At 68.3% G+C, this 24,308-nt stretch carries 22 protein-coding genes; 11 read left to right on the forward strand and 11 right to left on the reverse strand.

The window, feature by feature from the left end; genetic code table 11:
* Positions 1 to 209: 209 nt before the first annotated feature.
* Positions 210 to 635, forward strand: coding sequence for a CBS domain-containing protein (locus ACVBEQ_RS03115; RefSeq protein ID WP_447151961.1), 426 nt, complete (start codon positions 210 to 212; stop codon positions 633 to 635).
* Here ACVBEQ_RS03115 and ACVBEQ_RS03120 read toward each other — a convergent pair.
* From ACVBEQ_RS03120 to dxr, 10 genes are all read right to left on the reverse strand, one after another.
* Positions 575 to 1,240 carry a TetR/AcrR family transcriptional regulator gene (locus ACVBEQ_RS03120; protein ID WP_447151962.1) on the reverse strand — a complete coding sequence of 222 codons (666 nt, stop codon included), beginning with the start codon at positions 1,238 to 1,240 and terminating at the stop codon, positions 575 to 577. The genes ACVBEQ_RS03115 and ACVBEQ_RS03120 overlap by 61 nt on opposite strands.
* On the reverse strand, positions 1,237 to 1,653 hold the full coding sequence (locus ACVBEQ_RS03125; protein WP_447151963.1) for an SRPBCC family protein: 417 nt from the start codon (positions 1,651 to 1,653) through the stop codon (positions 1,237 to 1,239). Before ACVBEQ_RS03125 ends, ACVBEQ_RS03120 begins: the two co-directional genes overlap by 4 nt.
* Positions 1,654 to 1,671: 18 nt before the next feature.
* Positions 1,672 to 2,091 carry a DUF1801 domain-containing protein gene (locus tag ACVBEQ_RS03130; protein ID WP_447151964.1) on the reverse strand — a complete coding sequence of 140 codons (420 nt, stop codon included), beginning with the start codon at positions 2,089 to 2,091 and terminating at the stop codon, positions 1,672 to 1,674.
* A 23-nt stretch (positions 2,092 to 2,114) separates the two neighbouring features.
* A complete protein-coding gene (locus ACVBEQ_RS03135) occupies positions 2,115 to 2,774 on the reverse strand; it encodes an ANTAR domain-containing response regulator (protein ID WP_447151965.1) in 660 nt (219 codons plus the stop codon).
* 152 nt (positions 2,775 to 2,926) lie between these two features.
* Entirely contained in the window at positions 2,927 to 3,781 is an 855-nt protein-coding gene (gene map / locus ACVBEQ_RS03140) for a type I methionyl aminopeptidase (RefSeq protein ID WP_447151966.1), read from the reverse strand.
* Between the two features lie 58 nt (positions 3,782 to 3,839).
* Entirely contained in the window at positions 3,840 to 5,777 is a 1,938-nt protein-coding gene (locus ACVBEQ_RS03145; protein ID WP_447151967.1) for a penicillin-binding transpeptidase domain-containing protein, read from the reverse strand.
* Between the two features lie 107 nt (positions 5,778 to 5,884).
* Complete coding sequence (locus ACVBEQ_RS03150; RefSeq protein WP_447152173.1) at positions 5,885 to 6,721, reverse strand: GNAT family N-acetyltransferase; 837 nt, start codon at positions 6,719 to 6,721, stop codon at positions 5,885 to 5,887.
* Positions 6,722 to 6,892: 171 nt separating this feature from the next.
* Positions 6,893 to 8,107: a flavodoxin-dependent (E)-4-hydroxy-3-methylbut-2-enyl-diphosphate synthase gene (ispG, locus tag ACVBEQ_RS03155; RefSeq protein ID WP_447151968.1), complete on the reverse strand. Its 1,215-nt coding sequence runs from the start codon at positions 8,105 to 8,107 to the stop codon at positions 6,893 to 6,895.
* Positions 8,108 to 8,163: 56 nt separating this feature from the next.
* Positions 8,164 to 9,486: a M50 family metallopeptidase gene (locus tag ACVBEQ_RS03160; protein ID WP_447151969.1), complete on the reverse strand. Its 1,323-nt coding sequence runs from the start codon at positions 9,484 to 9,486 to the stop codon at positions 8,164 to 8,166.
* The gene (dxr, locus tag ACVBEQ_RS03165) at positions 9,486 to 10,646 is read right to left on the reverse strand and encodes a 1-deoxy-D-xylulose-5-phosphate reductoisomerase (protein WP_447152174.1); all 1,161 of its coding nucleotides are present in this window, start codon (positions 10,644 to 10,646) and stop codon (positions 9,486 to 9,488) included. The genes ACVBEQ_RS03160 and dxr overlap by 1 nt, the downstream gene beginning before the upstream one ends.
* 210 nt (positions 10,647 to 10,856) lie before the next feature.
* Between dxr and ACVBEQ_RS03170 the strand changes: the two genes are divergently transcribed.
* Complete coding sequence (locus ACVBEQ_RS03170) at positions 10,857 to 11,702, forward strand: hypothetical protein (RefSeq protein WP_447151970.1); 846 nt, start codon at positions 10,857 to 10,859, stop codon at positions 11,700 to 11,702.
* Positions 11,703 to 11,776: 74 nt separating this feature from the next.
* Positions 11,777 to 12,109 carry a DUF2631 domain-containing protein gene (locus ACVBEQ_RS03175; RefSeq protein ID WP_447151971.1) on the forward strand — a complete coding sequence of 111 codons (333 nt, stop codon included), beginning with the start codon at positions 11,777 to 11,779 and terminating at the stop codon, positions 12,107 to 12,109.
* A 70-nt stretch (positions 12,110 to 12,179) separates the two neighbouring features.
* Here the strand turns inward: ACVBEQ_RS03175 and rlmN are convergent, their stop codons facing one another.
* Positions 12,180 to 13,301, reverse strand: coding sequence for a dual-specificity RNA methyltransferase RlmN (gene rlmN, locus ACVBEQ_RS03180; protein WP_447151972.1), 1,122 nt, complete (start codon positions 13,299 to 13,301; stop codon positions 12,180 to 12,182).
* Positions 13,302 to 13,760: 459 nt separating this feature from the next.
* Between rlmN and ACVBEQ_RS03185 the strand changes: the two genes are divergently transcribed.
* From ACVBEQ_RS03185 to ACVBEQ_RS03220, 8 genes are all read left to right on the forward strand, one after another.
* Positions 13,761 to 14,522, forward strand: coding sequence for a DeoR/GlpR family DNA-binding transcription regulator (locus tag ACVBEQ_RS03185; RefSeq protein ID WP_447151973.1), 762 nt, complete (start codon positions 13,761 to 13,763; stop codon positions 14,520 to 14,522).
* Positions 14,519 to 15,538 (forward strand): 1-phosphofructokinase, encoded by a 1,020-nt coding sequence (gene pfkB, locus ACVBEQ_RS03190; protein WP_447151974.1) that lies wholly within the window; start codon positions 14,519 to 14,521, stop codon positions 15,536 to 15,538. The genes ACVBEQ_RS03185 and pfkB overlap by 4 nt, the downstream gene beginning before the upstream one ends.
* A complete protein-coding gene (locus tag ACVBEQ_RS03195) occupies positions 15,535 to 15,987 on the forward strand; it encodes a PTS sugar transporter subunit IIA (RefSeq protein ID WP_447151975.1) in 453 nt (150 codons plus the stop codon). Before pfkB ends, ACVBEQ_RS03195 begins: the two co-directional genes overlap by 4 nt.
* The gene (locus ACVBEQ_RS03200) at positions 15,984 to 17,549 is read left to right on the forward strand and encodes a PTS fructose transporter subunit IIC (RefSeq protein WP_447151976.1); all 1,566 of its coding nucleotides are present in this window, start codon (positions 15,984 to 15,986) and stop codon (positions 17,547 to 17,549) included. The genes ACVBEQ_RS03195 and ACVBEQ_RS03200 overlap by 4 nt, the downstream gene beginning before the upstream one ends.
* A 151-nt stretch (positions 17,550 to 17,700) precedes the next feature.
* Positions 17,701 to 17,970 (forward strand): HPr family phosphocarrier protein, encoded by a 270-nt coding sequence (locus tag ACVBEQ_RS03205; protein WP_447151977.1) that lies wholly within the window; start codon positions 17,701 to 17,703, stop codon positions 17,968 to 17,970.
* A 471-nt stretch (positions 17,971 to 18,441) separates the two neighbouring features.
* Positions 18,442 to 20,169: a phosphoenolpyruvate--protein phosphotransferase gene (gene ptsP / locus ACVBEQ_RS03210; protein WP_447151978.1), complete on the forward strand. Its 1,728-nt coding sequence runs from the start codon at positions 18,442 to 18,444 to the stop codon at positions 20,167 to 20,169.
* A 609-nt stretch (positions 20,170 to 20,778) separates the two neighbouring features.
* On the forward strand, positions 20,779 to 22,770 hold the full coding sequence (locus ACVBEQ_RS03215) for an HNH endonuclease signature motif containing protein (protein WP_447151979.1): 1,992 nt from the start codon (positions 20,779 to 20,781) through the stop codon (positions 22,768 to 22,770).
* Between the two features lie 270 nt (positions 22,771 to 23,040).
* Positions 23,041 to 24,099 (forward strand): patatin-like phospholipase family protein, encoded by a 1,059-nt coding sequence (locus tag ACVBEQ_RS03220; RefSeq protein WP_447151980.1) that lies wholly within the window; start codon positions 23,041 to 23,043, stop codon positions 24,097 to 24,099.
* Positions 24,100 to 24,308: the final 209 nt, after the last annotated feature.

Raw genomic sequence — 24,308 nt, forward strand, 5'->3', positions numbered from 1 at the left:
TCGCAGGAAAGATCCAACACACGACGTCGGGGCACGCCGGCACGATCGGTCGACGACAGTGACTGACGGACTGACTGGCGGACGGGACCTTCGGCACTGCCTCTGGCGGTCCCCGCATTTCTACGATCGTCAGATCGCAGACGTTTCCCGAGCACGCTGGAGTACCGCATGAAGCCCCCATCGATGTGTTCTGGCTCGGCCCGTCTCTCATGACGACCGTCGGGGAGCTGATGGGGCCGCCCTTTCCCTCGGTCCATCACGCGGAGTCGGTGGTCGCGGCCGCCCGTCGGCTGCGGGCGCATGCCGTGCCGACGGTCCCTGTGCAGGGTGACAACGGTGAACTGCTGGGCATGTTGTCCGCGCGGGCGATCGTCGACCAGTGCGTGGCAGATGCGCGCGACCCGCGGACGACCAGTGTCGGCTCCTTGATCAGCTCACCCGGGCCGGCGGTCTGCCCTGACGATGAGGCCGGCTTCTCCGTGCTGAACCTGATTCTCGGTCTGACCGAACCCGTGCTGCCGGTCGTCAAGGACGGCCAGCTGGTCGGGCTGATCACCCTCGACGCCCTGGCGGATCACCTCGTCGACGTGTTCGACGACGACCATGCCAGCGTCTCAGAGCCAGGCTGGTCGTGACCGTCGGGTAGCCCGCCGATGTCACGCAGGATCAGCTCGCGCAACAGGTCGTTCGCGGCGTCCACCCCCGCCCGGTCGCCGGTGACCAGCAGGTCGAGCAACAATCCACGCGCGGCCGCCAGCCCGAGCCGGGCGTGTGCCGGGGCCCTGGCGGGGCTGATGCCGATGCGTTCGTACAGCTTGGCAAGCGGCTCGATCCAGCTGTCGACCATGCCGTCCAGCAATCGCACGGTATGCGGTCGGCCTTGCAGTGCCTGACCGGTCAGCTCGAAGAACAGCGGCCCGAAGACTGTTGCGTTGTCGATGATCTCGTTCCAGAACCGGTCCACCTGCTGCAGCGGCGGCGCGTCGTCGTCGGCCAGCAGCCGGGCCAACGCGGCCCGCTGCTGACCTTCAACCACACTCACCACCTCGGCGATCAGGCCGTCCTTGGAGCCGAAGTGATAGATCAGCATGCGGTGACTGGTGCCGAGCTCGTCGGCCAGCCGACGCAGGCTGAGGTGACTGACCCCGCCCTTGCCGGCCAGTTCGACGGTCGCCAGGATCAGTCGATCGCGCGGGGTGGCCGCCGGTGGCGGAGTGGTGCCGGAACCGCCCTCGGTCACGCTTCGCACAGTTGTTTCAGGCCGGCGCCTTCCATGGCCAGGTAGCGGCGGGTCAGGCCCTTCGTCAGCAGCCCAACGGGTCCGCTGAGCGGGCCGGTGTGCTCGATCGCGAGCGTCACCACGGAACCCTCACCGGACGGCACGACGACGTGGCGGCCGGTGGTCGTGACCCCGGGGGCCTGTGACTGCCAGCTGAACAGGCGGCCGTCCTCGACTTCGGTGACAATCCATACTGTCTCGCGCAATCGGGGCTGCTTGACCCTGGTCCGCGAGCCGACCACCAGGGGTCCCTCGTCCAGGCGCCGCACCCAGGTCATCGTGTCCGACCATTCCGGCCATCGGGCGACGTCAGCCAACACATCGAACACGACGCGGGGAGGCGCGGCAATCGTGACGGTCGCTTCCAGCAGCATGTACCAAACGGTACATGGTCAGTCCGGTTGCCACCGATAGGAGCGGTCGACGAGTTCGCGAAGGGCATCCTGATCGGCGTCGGCTGGATTCTTGAGATAGAGGCAGGCCTTGCCGAGGGAATGCCGGCCGAGCCGCGGCAACAGATCCTGATACCGGTCGAAGCCCCCGCTGACGTACACGACGCTCTGCGCCTTCCGCGGCGAGAACGCGATCCGCGGGACGTCCAGTTCCCGACCCGACTCGTAGGTCAGATGCAGGGCGCCGAACCCCACGATGGCGGACCCCCACATCACCGGCGGTTGGCCCGTCGTGTCGGCCATCACCTCGACCAGGAACTGCGCCTCGGACCGCCGCTTCTCGTCCGGGATCGCGGCAATGAACGCGCCGACGTCGTCATCGGTCGGGACGGTCTTGTTGCCCGACGATGTGCCCACCATCAGCAGTACCGCCTCTCCGGTCTTCAGCAGCTGTACAGGGCCGGCCGGGCCGACACCACCGACCTCAGAACCGGCCGCCGGGAGACTACCGGGCGGTGGGACCAGAAGTCGACGACGATGGTCGCCACCTTCATGGTCGACGTGCGGCCCTCCAGCGCTGTCCGGTGCAACCAGCGGGCGGCAGCGGCCTCGGTCAGCCGCAGGTGCGTCATCAGCAGGTTCTTGGCCCGTTCGATGAGTTCACGGTGCTCGCCGCGACGGTCGGCCTCCAGCGTCGCCGCGAGCAGCGAGATGTTGTCGGCCTGCCGGGCGAGCACCATGTCGGCGGCTGCCACCACGGACGCGGGGCCCGGCTCCACCAGCGCGGCCATCGCGCCGGCATCGATCGCCTGGTCGACCAGATCGGCGTCCGACGCGGTCAGCACCATGACCACCGGTCCCACGCCCTGCGCGGCGATCCGGCCGGTGACGCTGATCCCGTCCAGCCGCGGCAGTGCCGCATCGACGATGACGACATCCGGCCGCAGCCGCATGGCCAGCTCGACCGCCCCCGGCCCGTCGTGGGCGACGCCGACGACATCGAATCCGGCCGCGGCGAAATCGTCCCGCACCAGGGGTTCCGCAACGGCTGCCTGTGCCACCAGCACCCGCCGACCCGCACCCACCACTGTCCGTCGGTCCATGCCCGGTCTTCACCATCCGCTCGACGCGCCGTCATCGACGGGCCGCGAGGACTGCGGCCGTCCGTTCTGACCGCTACGTACCCCTTCCGGAGGATCACAAACACAAGTACGACCCGGCCTCAGCTACGACCGGATCGGCACGGACGGCGCCGTCACGGCAGCGTGAGCACCTCGGCGCCGGTGTCGGTCACGACGAGCGTGTGCTCGAACTGCGCTGTCCAGGACTTGTCCCTGGTCGTAACGGTCCAGCCGTCGTCCCACACGTCCCACTCGATGCCACCGAGAGTGATCATCGGCTCGATGGTGAACGTCATCCCCTTCTCGAGAACCGTGGTCACGCCGGGATCGTCGTAATGCAGGATGACCAGTCCGGAATGGAACGTGCGGCCGATCCCGTGGCCGGTGTAGTCGCGGACCACGCCATACCCGAACCGCTTGGCGTACGACTCGATCACCCTGCCGATGACGTTCAACCGGCGACCGGGAGCGACCGCCTTGATCGCCCGTCGCAGACATTCCTCGGTCCGCTCGACGAGCAACCGGTTCTCCTCGGAAACGTTGCCCGCGAGGTAGGTCGCGTTGGTGTCCCCGTGCACACCGTCGATGAAGGCCGTGACGTCGATGTTGACGATGTCGCCGTCCTCGATGACGGTCGAATCCGGGATGCCGTGACAGATCACCTCGTTCAGCGACGTGCAGCACGACTTCGGAAAGTGCTTGTAGCCCAGGGTGGACGGATAGGCGCCGTGGTCGCAGATGTACTCGTGCACCACGCGGTCGACCTCATCGGTGGTCACCCCGGGTGCGATCACCTTCGCGCCCTCCGCCATCGCCCGCGCAGCGATCCGGCTCGCGACCCGCATCTTCTCGATGATCTCCGGCGGCTGCACCCAGGGGTCGGTGCTCTTGGCCGGGCGGTCCCGTCCCACGTATTCCGGTCGGGCGATCGAGGCGGGGACGGCCCGGATGGGGCTCTGCCGTCCCGGTGTCAGGGCAGTGCGCAGCATGGCTCCGAGACTACGGGCGGCCGACGGGCGGATCCACGACCCCTGCGGCCGGGATCGCTCAGGACGTCAGCGTGCCCAGGAACTGGCCGATCATCGCGGTGGTGACGGTCGAACTCTCGCCGCCGACGACCAGCGCGGCGAAGGCGAGGTCACCCCGGTAACCGATCATCCAGGCGTGCGCATGCGTCTTCCCGTCTTCCCCGGTGAACTCGGCGGTGCCGGTCTTGGCGTGCACGTCGCCGAAGGCCTGGAGATCGGAGGCCGTTCCCTGGTCGACCACCGCCTTCAGGTAGGACTGGATGTCCTTCTGGACCTGCGCGGTCCGCACCGGAGCCGGCTTGTCGACCGTCGTCTTCGTGCCGCGGATCAGCACCGGCATCGGCATCGTCCCGTTGGCGGCGGTGGCGGCCATCAGCACCGCCGAGAAGGGCGTGATCACCACCTGGCCCTGGCCGAAGCCGTTCTCCGCTCGCTGCACCTCGGACGGGGCGTCGGGGACCTTTCCGGTGAGGGTCGTCGCCCCCGGCATGACGAAGTCCAGCCCGATCCCGTAGTCCGACGCCGCAGCCGGAAGCGCATCGGCCGGCATCTGCGCCGAGAGACCGGCGAACGTGGTGTTGCAGGACTTGGCGAAGGCCACCGTCGAGTCCACCGTGCCCAGATCGAAGTCGTGGGAGTTGCGGATCTGCCGGCCGTCGACCGTGAAGATGCCGGGGCAGTCGACGGGCTTGCCAGGCACGATCAGGCCCCGATCGAGGGCAGCCGTTGCGGTGACCACCTTGAAGGTCGACCCGGGCGGGTACTGCCCGGTCAGCGCAATGCTGCCCTCCGCGTTGGCGGCGGCGTTCTGGGCGACCGCGAGCAACTCACCGGTCGACGGCTGCATCACCACCAGGGCGGCCGGCTGCGGCCGCTTGGCGAGGATGGCCTCGGCACTGCGCTGCAGAGTGCTGTCCAGGGTGAGCGTGACGCGCGCCCCCGCGACCGCCGGATGGTCGGCCAGCGTCTCGAGTGTCCCGCCGGTGGTGTCGACGATGATGACCTTCCAGCCCTTGGTGCCGGTCATCATCTCCGCGGCCACCGGCGTCACCTGCGCGAGCACGGCCTTGGCAAAGTCCTTGGTGGGCGGCAGGTTTCGCGTCTCGGACGGGAACGTCAGGCCGCCGACCGCATCGAGTTGGTCCGCCAGCCTGCGGTAGTCGGGCTCCCGCAGGTTGATCACGGTGTAGGTGACCTTCTTGGGATCGACTGGTGGATCGACTGTCGCCGAATCCGACGACGGGCTCGCACCGCCGGACGGTGCCTGCTCGTCCGGCGGTTGAGCCGCCTGCGCCAGGGCGTCGGTCGCGCCGGCGACGATGCTGTCCGCGGTGACGGTCTTGTCGACCGACGCGAGGATCGGCGCGAGCGCTGCCGCGGCGGCCTTCAGGTCGGGGCGGGCCGCCTTCAATTCGACCGCGAAAACCCTGATCGGCGAGACGAGCCGGACGTTCTCCCGATCGACCAGCACGCCCTGCTGTGGGTCGGTCGTCCTGATCGCGAGGGTCTGCCGCTCACCCAGCTTCGGGTGGACCACCGTCGGCGACCAGGTCAGCGCCCATTCGTCGCCGTTGCGCTCCCAGGTCCACGTCGCCGGGTAGGTCAGCGTCCCGGCGTTCTCGAAGGTCCACGTGTAGGTGACCGGGATGGTGGCGGTGTCGTCAGCCGTCCGGTCGGTGGACCCGGCGGAGACGGTGACCGAGTCGGGGCTGAGATTGCTGGCGATCTCGTCGAGGAACAGCGTCGCCGCCGCCGGATTCGACGTCAGGTCGCCGGCCCTCTCCGCGTCGAATTCCTGCAGCGCGTCCACGAACGCGGCCAGTTGCAGCTCCGGTCCCGGGGTGGTGGCGGGCTGCGCGCCGGTGCAGGCCGTCACTCCGACGAGCATCGCGACGGCCACGGCGACCCAGCGATACCGGACCCGCCTGCGCAGTGCCGATCGGCGGGGCAACGTCATGGACCCCAGTATCCCCAGCGGCGGCCCGCAGGCTGGTCAGGACGGGCATCGGCGCGCCCTGACATGGCCGTCATCCTGACGGCACCCGAACCGACCGGCTCATCGAGCTAGAACAACACCGACGCGAACGTGCCGACCTGCTCGAACCCGATGCGGGTGTACGTCCTGCGCGCGGCCACGTTGTAGGCGTTGACGTACAGGCTCGGCACCCGGTGCAGGTCGTCCTGGATCGACCGCACGACTGTGGCCATGGCCGGTGACGCGAGCCCGCGACCGCGCAAGTCCGGATGCACCCAGACACCCTGGATCAGCGCGACACTGTTGGACAGCGAACCGATCTCGGCCTTGAAGATGACCGTCTGGCCGTCGAACCGGGCGTACGCGCGGCGGGAGCCGATCAGCTCGGCGATCCTCGCGCGGTAGCCGCGGCCGTTGTCGCCGGTGCGCGGGTCGATGCCGACCTCCTCGGTGAACATCGCCACCGCGGACGGGAAATAGGTGTCGATCTCGTCGGGACGCACCGGCCGGACCTGCGGGTCCAGCGGCCCGCGCGGCTGGGCGGCGCAGGCCATCAGCGGTTGATCGGCGCGGACGTCCCGGGCCGGACCCCATTTGGGCTCCAGTCGCTCCCAGAGCGGCAGCACGAGGTCCGCCTGACCGAGGATGGTCGCGCACTTGCGTCCCCGGCGGGCGGCGATCTGGGCGAACGACCGCATCGAGGACGCGTCGCCGGACAGCGGGACCATCGACGCACCGGCGAACAGCAGGCCGTCGCGGCCGCCGCCCACACCCCAGAACTGGCCGCCCATCGCCGCCTCGTTCATGCCGACCTGCTCGAACCGGGCGGCCACCATGCACGACGAGATCGGGTCGGCAGCCAGCACTCTCGACACCTGCGCGGTGTGCGACGAACCCAGCACCCGGGCGAAGCTGGCCGTCAGCACTGGAACCGCCCGGCGCCGCAGGCACGCGCGCGACCGCCCGTCCACGAACGGAGCGGCCGTGCACAAGTCGTCAACGGATTGCCTTCGCGATGTCGGCGGAAACTATTCGCACACAATGCCAGACCAGCCGGGTGCGGATGCCGGTGCCGTACCGGGTCCGAGCGCGACGGCTCAAGCCATCGTGACGGACGGCTCCCCGCTCGTCACGCCGGCATCGCGCATGACGTCGGCGAGCCGCATGGCCTCCTCGATCAGCGTCTCGACGATCTGCGACTCCGGGACCGTCTTGATGACCTCGCCCTTGACGAAGATCTGCCCCTTGCCGTTCCCGGACGCGACCCCGAGGTCGGCCTCGCGCGCCTCACCGGGCCCGTTGACGACGCACCCCATGACGGCGACCCGCAGCGGGACGTCCAGCCCCTCGAGACCGGCCGTGACCTGCTCGGCGAGGGTGTACACGTCCACCTGCGCGCGCCCGCAGGACGGGCACGAGACGATCTCCAGTCCCCGTTCGCGCAGGTTCAGCGACTCCAGGATCTGCAGCCCGACCTTGACCTCCTCGACCGGCGGGGCGGACAAGGACACCCGGATCGTGTCGCCGATGCCCTTGGACAGCAGGGCGCCGAACGCCACGGCCGACTTGATGGTGCCCTGGAACGTCGGGCCGGCCTCGGTCACGCCGAGGTGCAGGGGGTAGTCGCACTGCTCTGCCAGCAGCTCGTACGCCCGGACCATGATCACCGGATCGTTGTGCTTGACGGAGATCTTGATGTCCCGGAAGTCGTGCTCCTCGAACAGCGAGCATTCCCAGAGCGCAGATTCGACCAGCGCCTCGGGCGTCGCCTTGCCGTACTTGGCCAGCAACCGCTTGTCCAGCGATCCGGCGTTCACGCCGATGCGGATCGGGGTGCCGGCGTCCTTGGCCGCCCTGGCGATCTCGCCGACCTTGTCGTCGAACGCCTTGATGTTGCCCGGGTTCACCCGGACGGCCGCGCAGCCTGCGTCGATCGCCGCGAAGACGTACTTCGGCTGGAAGTGGATGTCGGCGATCACCGGCAACTGCGACTTCTTCGCGATGATGGCCAGCGCCTCGGCGTCGTCGTTCGTCGGGACCGCCACCCGGACGATCTGGCAGCCGGAAGCGGTGAGCTCGGCGATCTGCTGCAGGGTCGCGTTGATGTCCGCGGTGACGGTCGTCGTCATCGACTGAACGGACACCGGGGAATCGCTGCCGACACCGATGCCGCCGACGTCCAGCTGCCGGGTCTTGCGGCGCGGTGACAGCACGGGCACCACGCGGTCGGCGGGCATGCTCGGCAGGCCCAAACCGATGGGGGTGGGACCGGTCACAGGTGGTGTGGCTCCGGACGGACTGGTGACAGACATCGGACGGCTTTCTCGAAATGGGATCGGGCGGACGGTGGGTGTGCGCAGGGTGCGGCTCAGCCGAAGAGCTTGACCGGGTTCACGACATCGGCGATGAGCGTCAGGGCGGTCAGCCCGATGAACAACAATGCCACCACGTAGGCGACCGGCATCAGCTTCGCCACGTCGAACGGGCCGGGATCGGGCTTCCGTCGGACCGAAGCCCAGCCCTTCCGCACCCATTCGATCATCGCGCCCAGGATGTGCCCGCCGTCCAACGGCAGCAGCGGCAGCATGTTCAGCAGGAACAGGCTCATGTTGAAGCCGGCGACCAGATTGAGGAACAGCACCCACTTGTCGGTGGTGCTGGTGCTGTCCGATTCCAGGATCTCGCCGCCGATGCGGCCCGCGCCGACGATGCCGACCGGCGAGTTGATGTCGCGGTCGGTGCCGCTGAAGATCGAGTCCCACAGCGCCGGGATCCGGGCGGGAATCGCGACCACCGCCTTGGCCGCGGCGGCGATGAAATCACCAGTCCGGCCGATCCCCGCGCCGACGGACTGCTGCACGTAGGGCGCGGTGACCGAGATCCCGAGGAACCCGGCCGGTGCAATGCCGATCTGCTGACCGGCATCGTCGATCACCGGGCGCTGCGTCTGCACGATGGGCACCGCCGCGGTGACCTGCTGGCCGTTGCGGACGTACTGCAGCTGCACCGTCTGGCCGGCGGAAGCCCTGATCAGGTCGGTCAGCTGCCCCCAGGAGGTGACTGGCGTGCCGTTGAAGCCGACGATGGTGTCGCCAGGAAGTAGTCCGGCGAGAGCAGCCGGCGTCTGCGGGTCGGACGGCGTGCACTCGCTGCGCTGCGCGGTCCCGGCTGCGGCGGCCGGGATCACGCACTGGCTGACGGTCGACACGGTCGTGCTCTGGGTCGGTACGCCGATGCCGACGAGCAGGATGCCGAAGATGCCGACAGCGAGGATGAGGTTCATCAGTGGCCCGGCGGCCATCACCACGATGCGCTTCGCGGGGTGCAGCTGGTAGAACTGCCGGCCCTCGTCGGCCGCGGTCACCTGGGACCGGTCACCGGCCCTGGTCTCCTCGACGATGTTGCGGACCATGCCGGCCGCGCCCATCGCGGTCGTGCTGATCTTCTGCCGGCCGTCCGGCCCGGGCGGAACCATCCCGATCATTCGGATGTAGCCACCGAGCGGGACCGCCTTGACGCCGTACTCCGTCTCGCCGACCTGCTTGGACCACAGGGTCCTGCCGAAGCCGATCATGTACTGGGTGGTCCGGACGTTGAACAGCTTGGCGAACGTCAGGTGGCCGAGTTCGTGCCATGCGATGGAGAACAGCAGCGCAAGGACGAACAGAACGATCCCGATCACGGTCCACATCAGCGTGCCGCCCCCATCCTGCTGTTCGGGGCCTGCGCGTCCCGTGCCCTGACAATTTCCCGGGCCCGCGCGCGAGCCCAGTCTTCTGTGGCCCAGACGTCCTGCACATCCCGCGGGTTGCTCCGGACATGGTCGGCCCCGTCAAGGATGCGCCCCAGCACATCGGAAATGCCTGTGAAACCGAGGTGGCCGCGGCGGAAGGCGTCGACCGCCTCCTCATTGGCCGCGTTGAACGCCGCCGGCACCGTTCCGCCTGCCTCACCGGCGGCGATGGCCAGGTCCAGGGCCGGGAACGCGGCACGGTCGACCGGTTCGAACGTCCACGAGCTGGCCGTGCCGAAATCGCACGCCGCCGCTACCCGGTCCAGCCGGTGCGGCCAGGCAAGGGCGAGCGCGATCGGCAGCTTCATGTCCGGCGGGCTGGCCTGCGCGATCGTCGACCCGTCGACGAAGGTCACCATGGAGTGGATGACCGACTGCGGGTGGACGACCACGTCGATGCGCTCGTAGGGGATCCCGAACAGCAGGTGCGCCTCGATGACTTCGAGACCCTTGTTGACCAGGGTGGCCGAGTTGATCGTGACCACCGGCCCCATCGCCCAGGTGGGATGGGCCAGCGCCTGCGCGGCGGTGACCTCCTCCATCTGCGCCGCCGTCCGCCCGCGGAACGGACCGCCCGACGCGGTGACGACCAGCTTGGCCACCTCCGTACCGGCGCCGCTGCGTAGGCACTGGGCCAGCGCGCTGTGCTCCGAGTCGACCGGGACGATCTGGCCCGGCGAGGCGGCATCCACCACCAGCGAGCCGCCGGCGACCAGCGATTCCTTGTTGGCCAGCGCCAGCACCCGGCCGGCCCGCAGGGCGGCAAGCGTCGGCTCGAGGCCGATCGAACCGGTGATCCCGTTGAGCACGATATCCGCGTCGACCGACTCGACCAGTTCGGTGGCTGCCCGAGGACCGGCCAACGCCGCACCGGGAACACGGCCCGAGACCGTGGCCACGGCCAGCGCCGCACCCGGGTGCGCGGCCGCCTGTTCAGCCAGCAGTTCGGGCTGCGCTCCCCCGGCGGCGAGCCCGACGACCTCGAACATCTCCGGGTGCGCAGCGATCACGTCGAGCGCCTGAGTGCCGATCGAGCCGGTCGAGCCCAGCAGGATGATCCGGCGGCGGCCCGGTGTTCCGGGACCGGGCAGCACGGCAGCTGCCGAGGGATGGTCGGGCCAACGAGACGTCACCCACCCATCTTCCTCCCTCGACGTGGCGCGCTTGCTCCCTCGACGTGGCGCGCTTGCTCCCTCGACGTCGCATGCCGACCGCTCCCGACACCCACCGAACCGGGAAAGCCCGGCGGTGACGCACATACTGGCGGGATGCCGCCCCGGACCACCCTCAGCGCCAGGTGGGTGACGACGATCATGGTCGCCGCCCTGGTGTGCTCGGTGGCCGTGGTCTGGGGGCTGATCCAGATCACCGACGGCAGCCCGGCGGCGTCGTCCACGGTCGCACCGGCGGAACCCAGCGCATCGCCCACCACCTCCGCCGCGTCCTCGCCGACCGTGTCCGGCAGCGGCACGACGAAAAGCTCCGACCCCACGACGGACCGCTCGCGGGGACCGGTCACCCCCACGTCGACAGCCAGCACGCTGCCCGGTTCGGGCCTGCCGCTGCCGGCGGCGTGGACCGGAACCGCGGAGATGACGATCACCGTGACCGGCCGGTGCGCCGACGAAGGCGGCAGCTCCTCGTATACCCGTGCGGCCGAACTGGCGCTGCAGCCGGCGAGCGGAACGGGGCCGTTCGGTGACCCCAACCCGCTGTCCCTGTCGCTCGGTATCACCCCGGCGGGGGTACCCGGCGTTTCGGTGTATTCGGCCTCGACCGAGGACTCGGGTGCGGTGCACCGCACCTGGTGGCTGACCACCGGATCGGAAGCCGGCAGCGGCGCTGAGGGCCGCACCACGCTGTCCGGGGTGCTCATCGACGACCAGCCGGTTCGCGGCGTCCTGCCGCCGAACCTGTTGGTGGACAACGAAACCGACCTGCAACCGTGCGAGAGCAGCGGCACGGTACGGGTGCCGAGGACGCTCGCCGTCGGCTCGACCATCCGGGGCTGGGTCAGCCCGACCAGGGCCAGCCTGCGACTGGAGGCGACCACGGTGGACGGCGAGCGGAAGCTGAGCGCAGTCGTGGAGCTGACCCGGCGGGCCGCACCCTGAGTGCCGCGACGCCCCGGCGCATGCGATCATGGCTGTCAGTCCAGCGAGCAGTACGACCCTGATCGGGAGGATCCGTGGCCGGCACGTCACTCGAGCGCCGTTCCGAAGCGGGCGACAACGAGGAGCACGGCTCTGCGGTCGCCCGCGTCCAGCCGGGCCAGATGGTCACCTACAACCCTGATGCACCCAGCGAGGAGTGGGGCTGGCACGGAACCTGGCGTGAAATGGCTCCGCGCGGCAGCCGATTCCTGCTCTGGTTGGGTGTCGCCGGGATCTTCCTGTTGACGATCGGCAACCATGAATCGCTGGTAGAGAACTGGTGGCTGGTGGCACTGGGCACTTTGATGGCGCTCTGGCTGATCTCCGGCGAGATCGCTCTGCGGAAGGAACGGGCGCGGCGCCCTTAGGCAGCTCTTCCTTCTTGGATCGGCGACCCCACTACTTCACCGCCGCCGCAACTTCACCGCCCCCGCAACTTCACCGCCCCCGCAACTTCACCGCGGCAGCCAGCTGCCCGCAGGCCGCCGCGATTTCCTGACCTCTGGTGTCGCGCACCGTGCAGGCCACGCCCTGAGCCCGAACCCGACGGACGAATTCGTCCTGCACCGGCTTCGGCGAGGCGTCCCACTGCGACCCTGGCGTCGGGTTCAGCGGGATCAGGTTGACGTGCACCAACTGGCCGAGATGCCGGCGCAGCAACTCCCCCAGCAGGTCGGCGCGCCACGGCTGGTCGTTGATGTCCCTGATCAGCGCGTACTCGATAGACACCCGCCGGCCGGTGGTGTCGGCGTAGGCGCGCGCGGCACGCAGCACCTCGTCGATCTTCCAGCGGTCGTTGACCGGTACGAGGGTGTCCCGGAGCTCGTCATCGGGGGTGTGCAGTGAGACGGCGAGCCGAACCTGCATGTTCTCCGCGGTCAGCTTCTCGATGGCGGGCACCAGGCCGACGGTCGAGACGGTCACCGAGCGGGCGGAGATGCCCAGTCCTTCCGGCGCCGGCGCGGTGATGATCTTGACGGCCGCCAGCACGCGCTTGTAGTTGGCCAGCGGCTCACCCATGCCCATGAAGACGACGTTCGAGAGCCGCCCGGGAGCACCCAGTGCGCCGTCCCGGGCCGACCGGGCCGCCAGTCGGACCTGCTCGACGATCTCCGCCGTCGACAGGTTCCGCTGCAGTCCGCCCTGTCCGGTTGCACAGAACGGGCACGCCATGCCGCACCCCGCCTGGCTCGATACGCAGAGCGTGATCCTGCCGGGGTACCGCATGAGCACCGATTCGATCAGCGTCCCGTCGTGCGCACGCCACAGGGTCTTGCGGGTGTCGCCGTCATCGCAGGCAATCGACCTGATCTCGGTGAGCAGCTCGGGCATCAGGGCGTCGACGAACTCAGCCCTGCCGGCCACCGGTAGATCCGTCATGTCCGCGGCGTCACGGGTCAGGCCGGTGAAGTAGTGGTGAGCCAACTGGGAGGCGCGGAACGCGGGCTGGCCGGCTTCCCGTACGGCGTCGCGTCGGCCGGCGGGATCAAGGTCGGCGAAGTGCACCGGCGGCATGCCGCGGCGCGGGGCGGTGAAGATCAGGGGCAGGGTCTTGGTCATCTCGCTGCCCAGTCTCCCACGTGACACCGGGTCGCCTGGTTCATCGCACAGCGCCCGCGCCGCAGCCCTGCCGGAAAGCGACAACCTGGACGAATACAGCAGTTTCGGACACCTAGCGGTGATAACCGAGCGACGGGCGGGATTCTCGCGTGAGCACAACTCGATCTCGAAGTCATCACGATCAAAACCGCATACGGACATCCGGACATGTTCCAACAGCCTTGGAGCGCCGATTGCTTCCGTTTCTTTTCCGTATCTGTTGACATGGGCTTCCCAAGGCCCTATAACTGTGTTCACAGCCACACAGTCAAGTCGCAGAACGAGAGCATCCGGGCCACGATCAGCACGAGTCCTGTTGCGGCATGGCAGTTCCCCAACCGCCGCCCGGCAACCGTCCAGACCCTCAGCAATCGCAACCACAACTAGCAACCAGCAACCAGCTACGACAACGGAGTCGACATGTACGCACCCGAACGGCAGCAGGCCATCCTCGGCCGCGCCCGTTCCGAGGGCCGTGTCGACGTCAACACCCTCGCGGACGTCTTCGAGGTGACGCCGGAGACCATCAGGCGCGACCTGACCGGACTCGAGCGCCGCGGCGTCCTGCGCCGGGTGCACGGCGGTGCCATCCCGGTCGAGCGGCTGAGCATGGAACTCGCGGTCGACCAGCGGTTCGGGATCAATGCCGAGCAGAAGGACCGCATCGCCAAGGCCGCCCTCGACCAGCTGCCGGACGGCGGCTCGATCATCATCGACGCCGGCACCACGACCGTGCGGTTCGCCGAGATGCTGCCCGCCGACCGGCGATTCATCGTCGTGACCCATGCACTGCCGATCGCCGCGATGCTGGCCGAGCGGACCAACCTGACCCTGCATCTGGTCGGCGGTCAGGTCCGGCCGGGCACGCTGGCTGCCGTCGGCAGCTGGGCGGAGCGCGACCTCGCTGCGATTTTCGCGGACGTCGCCTTCCTCGGCACGAACGGCGTCAGCCCCGGTCGCGGGCTGACCACTCCAGACCTGGCGGAGGCGGCGGTCAAACGTGCGCTCACCCGCTCCGCCCGACGCACCGTCGTCCTGGCCGACCATTCCAAGTTCGGCCGCGACGAGTTCGCCCAGGTTGCCGACCTCTCCGAGGTCGACACCATCATCACCGACAGCGAGGTGGATGCCGACATGGCCCGAGAGATCGAAGAGGCAGGACCGGAGGTGATTCGCGCATGACGAGTGGTTCCGCGTCCCCATCGGGACCCGCCGACGCTTCCGTCTACGCATCACCGCTCGCCGGGCCCGTCGTGACGGTCACCCCCAACCCGAGCCTGGACCACACGGTCGAGGTCGACGTCCTGGTCCGCGGTGAGGTTCAGCGCACCGGCCAGGCGCTGGTGGAGGCGGGCGGCAAGGGCGTCAACGTCGCTCGGGCACTGGCCAAGCACGGGCACCGCACCACGGCGATCCTGCCGGCCGGTGATGATGCACAGCGCATGGTCGGATTGCTAACGCCGCAACAGGTTTCGACCGTCGCGGTGCCCATCGGCGGAGCCATCCGGACGAACATCGCCGTGGTCGAGTCCGATGGCACCACGACCAAGCTGAACGAGCCGGGCGCAACACTGTCCGAGTCGGAGGTCGCCGCACTGCTCGATGCCGTCGACAAGGAACTGGTGGCCAGGCCGAGCTGGCTCGTCGCGGCGGGCAGCCTGCCCGCCGGGGCACCCGACGACTTCTACGCGCGTATCACCAAATCCGCAGTGGGACTGGGTGTTCCGGTCGCCATCGACACCTCCGGCCCGGCATTGGCGGCCGCCATCGACGCCGGTGCCACCGTCGTGAAGCCCAATCTGGAAGAACTCCAGGAGCTGATCGACACGCCGCTGATCACCGTCGGCGACGTGGTCGACGCTGCCCGGCAACTCCGGGCGCGCGGCTGTAAGGACCTCCTGGTCAGCCTCGGCGGCCACGGCGCCCTGTTGATCACCGCCGAAGGTTCGTGGTGGGCGGGCGGTCCGCCCCTGGTTCCGCGCAGCACCGTGGGCGCCGGCGACTCCACGCTCTCCGGATACCTGCACACCATCGGCACACCCGCCGAACGACTTGCCGGGGCGGTGGCCTGGGGCAGGGCCGCCTGCCTGCTTCCCGGCAGCACTGTTCCTGGCCCGCAAGAAACGCACGCCTGCGCCGACGCCGTTCGCGTCGTCGCAGATCCCGATCCCCTCCAAGCAGTGAAGGACGTCGCATGACAGACCTCATCACCGAAGATCTGGTTGTTCTCGACCTGGTGGCCACCGACAAGGCGGACGCCACCAGGCAACTCGCGCAGAAGCTGCAGGCAGCCGGCCGGGTCACCGACCTCGAAGGCTTCCTGGCCGATGTCGCGGCCCGCGAGGCCCAGATGGCCACCGGCATGCCCGGTGGCATCGGTCTGCCGCATGCCAGGTCAGAGCATGTGACGGTGCCGTCCCTCGGCCTCGCCCGGGTTCCCGCCGGAGTCGATTTCGGCGCCCCCGACGGCCCGGCGACCCTGGTGTTCCTGATCGCCGCCCCCGCCGGCGGCGGCTCGGAGCACCTGACCATCCTGGCGGCGCTGGCCCGCCGGCTGGTGCGGCCCGCGTTCCGCCAGACCATCATCGATGCCCCCGACGCAGCGTCGGTGGCTTCCTACGTGCAAGGAGAGGTGGGAGGTCAATGAAGTTCGTCGCCGTCACGTCATGCCCGACAGGCATCGCGCACACCTACATGGCGGCCGAGAATCTCGAGCAGGCAGGTAAGGCTGCCGGCCACGAGGTTCAGGTCGAGACCCAGGGCTCCGCGGGCACCGTCCCGCTGTCTGACGACGTCATCGCCGCCGCCGACGGAGTCATCTACGCCGCCGATCTCGAGGTGAAGGGCAAGTCCCGGTTCGCCGGCAAGCCGTTCATCGACGTCGGTGTCAAGAAGGCCGTTCACGACGGTCCGGGTGTGCTCGCCGCGGCCGTTGCCGCGGTCGAGAACGCGCCCAAGGCAGGCACTCCCGAGGCTGCGACCGCGGCGGCCGCCACCCCGGCGCCGTCGTCGAGCGGCGGCGGGACCCGCAAGGTCGGTGTCGGCACCAAGGTCCGGCAGTGGCTGATGACCGGCGTGTCGTACATGATCCCGTTCGTCGCCGCGGGCGGCATCCTGATCGCGCTGGGCTTCCTGTTCGGCGGCGAAGAGGTCGTCTACAAGCTGTACGGCGGCGAGTGGGAGGGCGTGACCTACGAGAACATCGCAGGCAACCTCCCGGTCAACTTCGCCAGCGGCGACTTCGACGCATTGCTGGCCGCAGCCGGTTTCGCCGGTGTGCTGTTCGCCCTGGGCAAGATCGCCTTCTTCATGCTGGTGCCGATCCTGTCCGGCTACATCGCCTTCGCGATCGCCGACCGGCCCGGCCTGGTGCCCGGCATCGTCGGTGGCCTGCTGGCCGGTCTGCTCGGTGCGGGCTTCCTCGGCGGTCTGGTCTCCGGCTTCGCCGCCGGCGGTATCGCCTATGCGCTGACCCGTCTGCGGGTGCCGAAGGGTGTCCGCGGCGTCATGCCGGTCGTGGTGATCCCGCTGGTGTCGACGATCGTTGTCGGCCTGTTCATGATCTTCGTCGTCGGCAAGCCCATCGCGTCCGCCACCCTCTGGCTGACCGATTGGCTGACCAGCCTGGGTGGCTCGACCGCCATCGTCCTTGGCATCGTCCTGGGTCTGATGATGGGCTTCGACCTCGGCGGCCCGGTGAACAAGGTTGCGTACACCTTCGCCGCTGCCGGTTTGACCACCGCGATCACCAACGCAAGCGGTGGAACCGCCCTGGTCATCATGGCCGCCGTCATGGCCGCGGGTATGACGCCGCCGCTCGGCATGGCGCTGGCCACCGCTGTCCGCAAGAAGCTGTGGACCGAGGCCGAGCGCGACAACGGTCTGGCCTGCTGGCTCCTCGGGGCATCGTTCATCACCGAGGGCGCCATCCCGTTCGCGGCCGCACATCCGCTGCGGGTCATCCCGTCGACCATGGTGGGCTCGGCTGTGACCGGCGCACTGGTCATGGGCTTCGGCAACGAACTGCGCGCCCCGCACGGCGGCATCTTCGTCCTGCCGCTGGTCAGCAGCCCGGTCCTGTACCTGCTGGCGATCGCCATCGGCACCGTGGTCACCGCGGGCATCGTCATCGTCCTGATGAGCTTGGACAAGAAGAACACCGAGGAACTTGCGCACCAGGAAGACGTCCGCGAGGGCGTCGCCGCCTGAACCGTTCCACCGTGCACACCGTGGCCGGGACTGCGACGATGTCTGCTCGCAGTCCCGGCCACGGGATGCCACTCCCCCGGCCACACACCCCGCAGCACCAGTAAGCCGCCCCATTCGGTCGACAGCGATCGAAAGACCAAGGAGTTTCTTGATGCCCAGCCGTACCGTCACCGTCGCTTCCCGCGTCGGCCTGCACGCCCGACCCGCTTCGCTCTTCGTCCAGGCGGTGACCGCCACCGGTTTGCCGGTCACCATCGCCAAGTCCGGCGGAGATCCCGTTGATGCCCGGAGCATCCTGATGGTGATGGGTCTCGGAGTGGGCAGCCAGGAAGAAGTGGTGCTGACCGCTGAGGGCGATGGTGCGGACGCGGCGCTCGACCAGCTGGTCGAGCTTCTCGAGATCGACCACGACGCAGCCTGACCGACTCGGACGGTCTCGACCTGACCGGCTCGGACGGGCCCTATGAGCCCTGTCTGTGCCCCGGGTCTGCGGCCGTTTTCCGCGTCGGCGGCCTGTCCCGCCGCGGGCTCTGTGCGTAGGCATGTTGCGTCATGGCCCGCGGGGGGTAAGTCTGAAACACGCATCGCAACAACTAGACAACGCAAGTCCTGTCCCTTCCCCGCGGTCCGCTCTACCGCTGCAACGCGACGATGTACTCCCCGTAGCTTCACGCGATCCACGCTCCACCGCCGCCCCCGCGCTCGATTCGGTCGGCGCCGCATCACCGGCCATGCACACCACATGCAGCCGCTCCGTCCCGCTGCCCGATCAGCACCGGCCCACCGCCAGAAATCACCAGCTCGCACCACTTCCCGTTCGGTCCGGCCCACGGCTCGCATGTCTGGCCAACGTTGATCCGGAACACCTCTCGACTCAGGAGATGACCGATAGATGACCACCACCTCGACACCCACCTCGAAGGCGCAGAGCGCCGCGGGATCCGTGACGCCGTCGTTGAGCGGCATCGGCGTCGGTCGCGGCTCAGCGGTCGGCACGGTGGTCAAGCTCGCTCCCCCGGCCCGTCCGCCGGCCAACGAACCGCCCGCTACCGACCCGTTGAGCGCCGAGAACCTGGTTCGGGCCTCTTTCGAGTTCGTCGCCAACAATTTGAGGGCTCGTGCCGCCGCAGCGCAGGCAGCGACCGCCGCCGTGCTGGAAGCCACCTCGATGATGGCCCAGGACCCCGGGCTGATCTCGGACGTCGAGCGGCGTATCAAGGCGGGCACCGGCCCGGCGACCGCCGTCGACCAGGCCGTAGAGGGGTTCTGCAAGATCCTCGAGGCGAGTGGTCCTTACCTCGCGGAGCGGGTCACCGACCTTCGCGACGTGCGTGACCGCATCGTGGCCAAGGTGCTCGGTCTGCCCGAGCCCGGCCTGCCCGCGCTCGACAAGCCGACGGTCATTGTCGCCAATGACCTGGCACCCGCCGATACCGCCACACTTGACCTGAATTACGTCGTCGGAATCGTCACCGAACTCGGCGGGCCCACGAGCCACACCGCGATCATCGCGGCACAGCTCGACCTGCCGTGCCTCGTCCGGGTTCCGGGCGCGATGGACCTCGCCGACGGAGCGACGGTTGCAATCGATGCAGCGTCCGGATCGGTGGTGATCGATCCCGACGACGAACTGCGGGAGGCGATCGTCGCCAGGGCCAAGGCCAGGGCGGCGTTGAAGACCGCCACCGGCGGCGCAGGGAAGACGAAAGACGGTGTCGCGGTTCAGTTGCTCGCCAACATCGGCGCGGTCGAGGACGCGGAGCGCGCGGCGAAGGAAGACGTCGAGGGTGTGGGGCTCTTCCGCACCGAGGTGCTGTTCCTGGACGCGGCGACCGCGCCGACCGTCGAAGACCAGACCAAGGCGTACACCAAGGTCTTCACTGCTTTCGGTGAGCGCAAGGTCGTCATCCGGACGCTCGACGCGGGCGCTGACAAGCCGCTCGCCTTCGCACCCAGCGAGGAGGAGGAGAACCCGGCGCTCGGTGTCCGCGGTTACCGGATGGACCGCCGTTTCCCGCAGCTGCTGGACGACCAGCTCGAGGCGATCGCACAGGCCGCGAAGGCCACGAGCGCCAAGGTTTGGGTGATGGCACCGATGGTGTCCACGGTGCACGAAGCGAAGGCGTTCACCGACAAGGTGCGCAAGCATGGGTTGCCCGTTGCCGGAATGATGGTCGAGGTACCCGCCGCCGCGTTGCGTGCCCGGCACATGATGCCGATCGTCGATTTCGCGAGCATCGGCACGAACGATCTGACGCAGTACGCCATGGCGACGGACCGGATGGCCGGTGAGCTCGCTGAGTTGCTGGACCCGTGGCAGCCCGCCGTTCTCGATCTGATTGCGGCGACCGGTGAGGCCGGCAAGGCTGCGGGTAAGCCCGTCGGCGTCTGCGGCGAAGCGGCCCGGGATCCGCTGCTGGCACTGGTCCTCGTCGGTCTCGGTATCAGTAGCTTGTCGATGGCTCCCGCCGGAGTACCAGCTGTCCGGTTTGCGTTGTCCCGCACCGATCTCGCCTCCTGTGAGGCCATGGCAGCGGCCGCTCGCGACGCGCAGGACGCGACGTCGGCAAAGGCCGCGGTCGAGAAGTTGGTCGATCCAGAGGTTCTGTTGGCGCTGTAGCGCCGGGCCGCCGACTTCTGCGAAACCGGCAGCGATCCTCGTCAGCCACAACCGCGGTCCGACCTTCCGGTCGGGCCGCGGTTGTGTATTTCGGGCTTGCTGACCCACGTGTTGGATATCGGATGGACGCTGTCCAGGTTGGCTGTGCTCACCTGTACTGCGTCGGCCTCTTTTGCGCTGGCCTAGATTGCCTCGACTGCCCTGACCTCCACTGCCCTGACCTCGGGCAGAGAATCTCCCCAAGAGCGACCGCAGACAGGCCAGAATCCAGGCCGCGGCACTGGCCCTGGGGAGATTGCCAACCGCGCTCGGGAACATCAGTCCCACCGCGGTGCAATCGCGGAACGCCACACGCTCGGCACATCTGGCGCGCACATCGCAATGCGCACTCCAGCTCGGGCCTTCTCGTCGATCCCAGACCCCACACAACGGCCATGTCAGCAGTTCCGCCGGATACCGATTCGTCACGACAGCTGCCGCCTCTCCTGCAGCCATCTGATCCTCCTGCTTCTCGGGGGCTGCCGTAGAGCCGACATCCACACACCGAACCGTAGCATCATTGCACTTCAGCTGCTACTATTCGAACATACGACCTGATCGGAGCGAGACGTGTTCGAAGAGAGTGTGGCGCACTCGGGCCCTGGCCGCAGCAACGATTGGGCGGCCGTCGGCACAGCACCGGCGAATGCGACGTCGCTTTCTGCACTCATCACCGTCGACTGCAGTTCGCTGTCAGGAGCGGCCCTGGTCGATGCGATCCAGGCAGCCGAAAAGGCACTCTCGCTGCTCACCGGGATCCAGATGCGGCTTCTGGCCGCGCTGGCCAAGCCATTCGTGGCCGGCGATCCGATGAGGCTGGCGGCCCGCCTGGCGCGAAAAAACTGCATCACCGGGGACGACACGCCCGCCAACGTTGAGATGTTCGTGGCCGATGCCGCGGCCTCGTTGGCTTCGGCCGAAGTCGCTGCGGTGTTGAGAATCTCGCCGGTCACGGCAGGTATCCGCGTTCGTGAAGCCGACACCATGACGACGGTCCTCCTGCCGACGCTCGAAGCGTTGGAGCACGGGACGCTGGACCGGGGTAAGGCCCGCGTCATCGCCGAACACTGCGCTCCACTTGCGCCCGAGCACTCAGCGATGGTGCAGAAGTTGGTGCTTGGCCGTGCTGGACGCACCACGACGAGTGAGCTGCGGGAGATCACGGGCCAAGCCGTCATCACCGTCGATCCACAGGGATCCGAGGAACGGCATAAGGCAGCTGCTGCGCGGCGAGATCTTGCGATGACAGCACTCCCGGACGCGATGGCGACTCTCAAAGCCTTTTTGCCGGCCGAGGGTGCCGTGAAAATCTTCCAGATCAGCGATCTCCTGGCGACCGCAACCGCCGGTATCTACGGCGACGCCAGAGGAATCGGCGCTCGTCGGGTCGATGCGCTCGTCGACATCGCCGACCACCTCCTCACCCACGGGCATCTGGACCTCAGTCATTACCTCGGCAATCCACTGCCCGATCACGGCACTCACCTACCCGACCACGCTGCTCAGCTACCCGACCACGGTGCTGACCTACCCGACCACGCTGCTGACCTACCCGACCACGCTGCTGGCCGGACACCGGACGCCGAGAACGATGATTCGGAACAACGACCCGCGTCAGGCTCAGCAGTGTGTGTTTCGAAGGTGCCCGGCCTTATCCAGGCTCCGATCGCGTCTATCTCCGGCGACACTCGCGCCAGTGGCATCTCGGAGCACACCACTTTGAATGCGCCCCCTGCCGCACCTATCGACCGCAGCAAGTCGACAGCGCGTCGAACGATGACGAGGCAGGGTCGGCGGCCGCACTTGTCTGTGATCATCGGCCTCGAAACTCTCGCCGGCCTGAACGATTTGCCGGGGCGTTTAGCAGGCTTCGGAGCGATTACCGCGGGCGTTGCCCGAAGCATCGCGGCGTCGGCAGCCACCATCACGGCCGCCCTCGCAGATTCGGGTACCGGCTCGGTCACCGAGGTGGGAACTCTGACGTACCGGCCCAGGCAGGATCTCAGGGATCACATCGCCGCACTTCATACGAAGTGCCAGTTTCCGTCGTGTCGACAACCGGTGTGGCGCTGCGATATCGACCACCGCGAGCCCTTTGATCACCACGATCCGCACAATGGCGGTGCGACCACAATGGAAAACACCGCCCCATTTTGTCGACGCCACCATCTTTTCAAGCATCACACTGAATGGCAGGTCCGACCCGATCCGAGTGCTTACACATTGAGCTGGGTCAGTCCGACCGGCCATTGCTATTCCAAGGCCAAGGATCAAGTCGTGGCGCCGGAGTTGTGGGTCACCACGGCGGGAGGCCTTGCCGCTCAGCAACTCGACACCATTGTCGCCACTCAGGAAGTCACCCCCGAAGTCCGGGAAGGTCAGGTATCCGTCGAGGAGATGCTGGCCACCCTCCTGCTACGGCACCACCTCAACCGGCGTTCGATGGAATACGAGCCACACGCAGACCCCTGGACTCTCGAGGGATGGGACGACGACCTGGTCCGCGGTGCGCTGCCGATCACCGATCCGATCGAGAACAACGACGATGCCCCGCCATTCTGATCCGGTCTTATTACGAACCTTGCTCGGCGGTGCCCTTGCTCGGCGGTGCCCTTGCTCGGCCGAGCGTTCAGCGGCGCCTCAGCACGGGCTTCATGCCGATTGCGCACCGCGTCACGGCTGTGCGACCATCCCGACATCGTCATCCAACGACAGGAGGTGAGACCCATGTACGCAGTATCCGCAATGGGCGCTCTCCGGCACGAAGGACCCCGCGACTGAGGTAGTCGTCCTTGGGAGCGCCCGCCAAGCAACTCGCGAAAGGCGCCTCCCATGAACACGACCCCCACCAGTCCGACCCCGTTCGACACAACCCCAATCAACCCGAGTCCCATCACCACAGCACCCTCCTCGAGCCCGCACATCAGCGCGTCAACGACCGCCGCCGAACGTGCGCGATCCGACCACAATCAGCCCCGGGTTGACGCCGCGGATCGGCTGCCGGCCGGGGGCGAACGAGCATTGGTCCTCGGCGGCGGCGGGTCCACCGGCAACGCATGGCTGATCGGCGTCATCGCCGGGCTGTTCGATGCCGGACTCGACGTGACCGCCGCCGACCTGACCATTGGAACCTCAGCCGGGTCGACGGCCGCGGCACAGCTCGCCGGCGCGACCTCGACCGAGCTGTTCGCCGCGATTCTGGCCGCGAACCCGCAGCAACGGACCCGTCCGGACCGATCCGACCGAGGACGCGTTCCGGTAAGGCCTGAAGTCGACCACCTGGAGAGAACGCGCAAGATCATCGCCGCCGCCGAGAATGCCGCTGACATGCGCCGCAGAATGGGCGCGGCGGCACTCGAGATGGCCGAAGCGTCGGACGGGTCCTGGCAAGCGCACTGGCGCGCCACCGTCGCCTCGCGATTGCCCAGTCAGCACTGGCCGCATCGAACGGTGCTCATCACAGCGGTCGATGCCCATACCGGTGAACCGGTCGTGTTCGGCAACAACAGCGGGGTCCACCTGGTGGACGCCGTCGCCGCCAGCTGCGCCAGCGGCCTCCCCTACCGCATCGGCGACACCCTGTACATCGACGGCGGGTACCGGTCCAACGCCGAGAATGCCGATCTCGCTGCAGGATCCCGGCGGGTGCTGGTGCTGTCGCCGTTCGGTGGAAGAACCCGGACCCCGCCCGACTGGCACCTTGATCTCGCAACACAGGTCGACGAGCTCCGACAGGGCGGCAGCACGGTCGAGACGATCTTCCCGGACAGCGAGTCGGAGCACATGTTCGGCGCCAACGCGATGGACCTGTCGCTGCGCCCTCCCGCCGCCCGGGCTGGTTACGAGCAGGGCCGAGCCCGTGCCGAGCAGCTCGCCGGATTCTGGCAATGACCCACTACTGGCGATCGCGGGCCTAGACCGCGACCTCAACCTCGCCCGCGACCCCGACCGCGCACCTAGGCCGCAACCGCGACCGCGACCCCAACCCGACAACGGCGAACGGCGAACGGCCCGGTGCATCGAGAAAACGTCGACACACCGGGCCGTTGACGCCCCGGGGTACACCCGGGCAGCGCTGCCAGCCGTGCGCCCATCCCAGC

The organism is Nakamurella sp. GG22 (genome assembly GCF_052976845.2).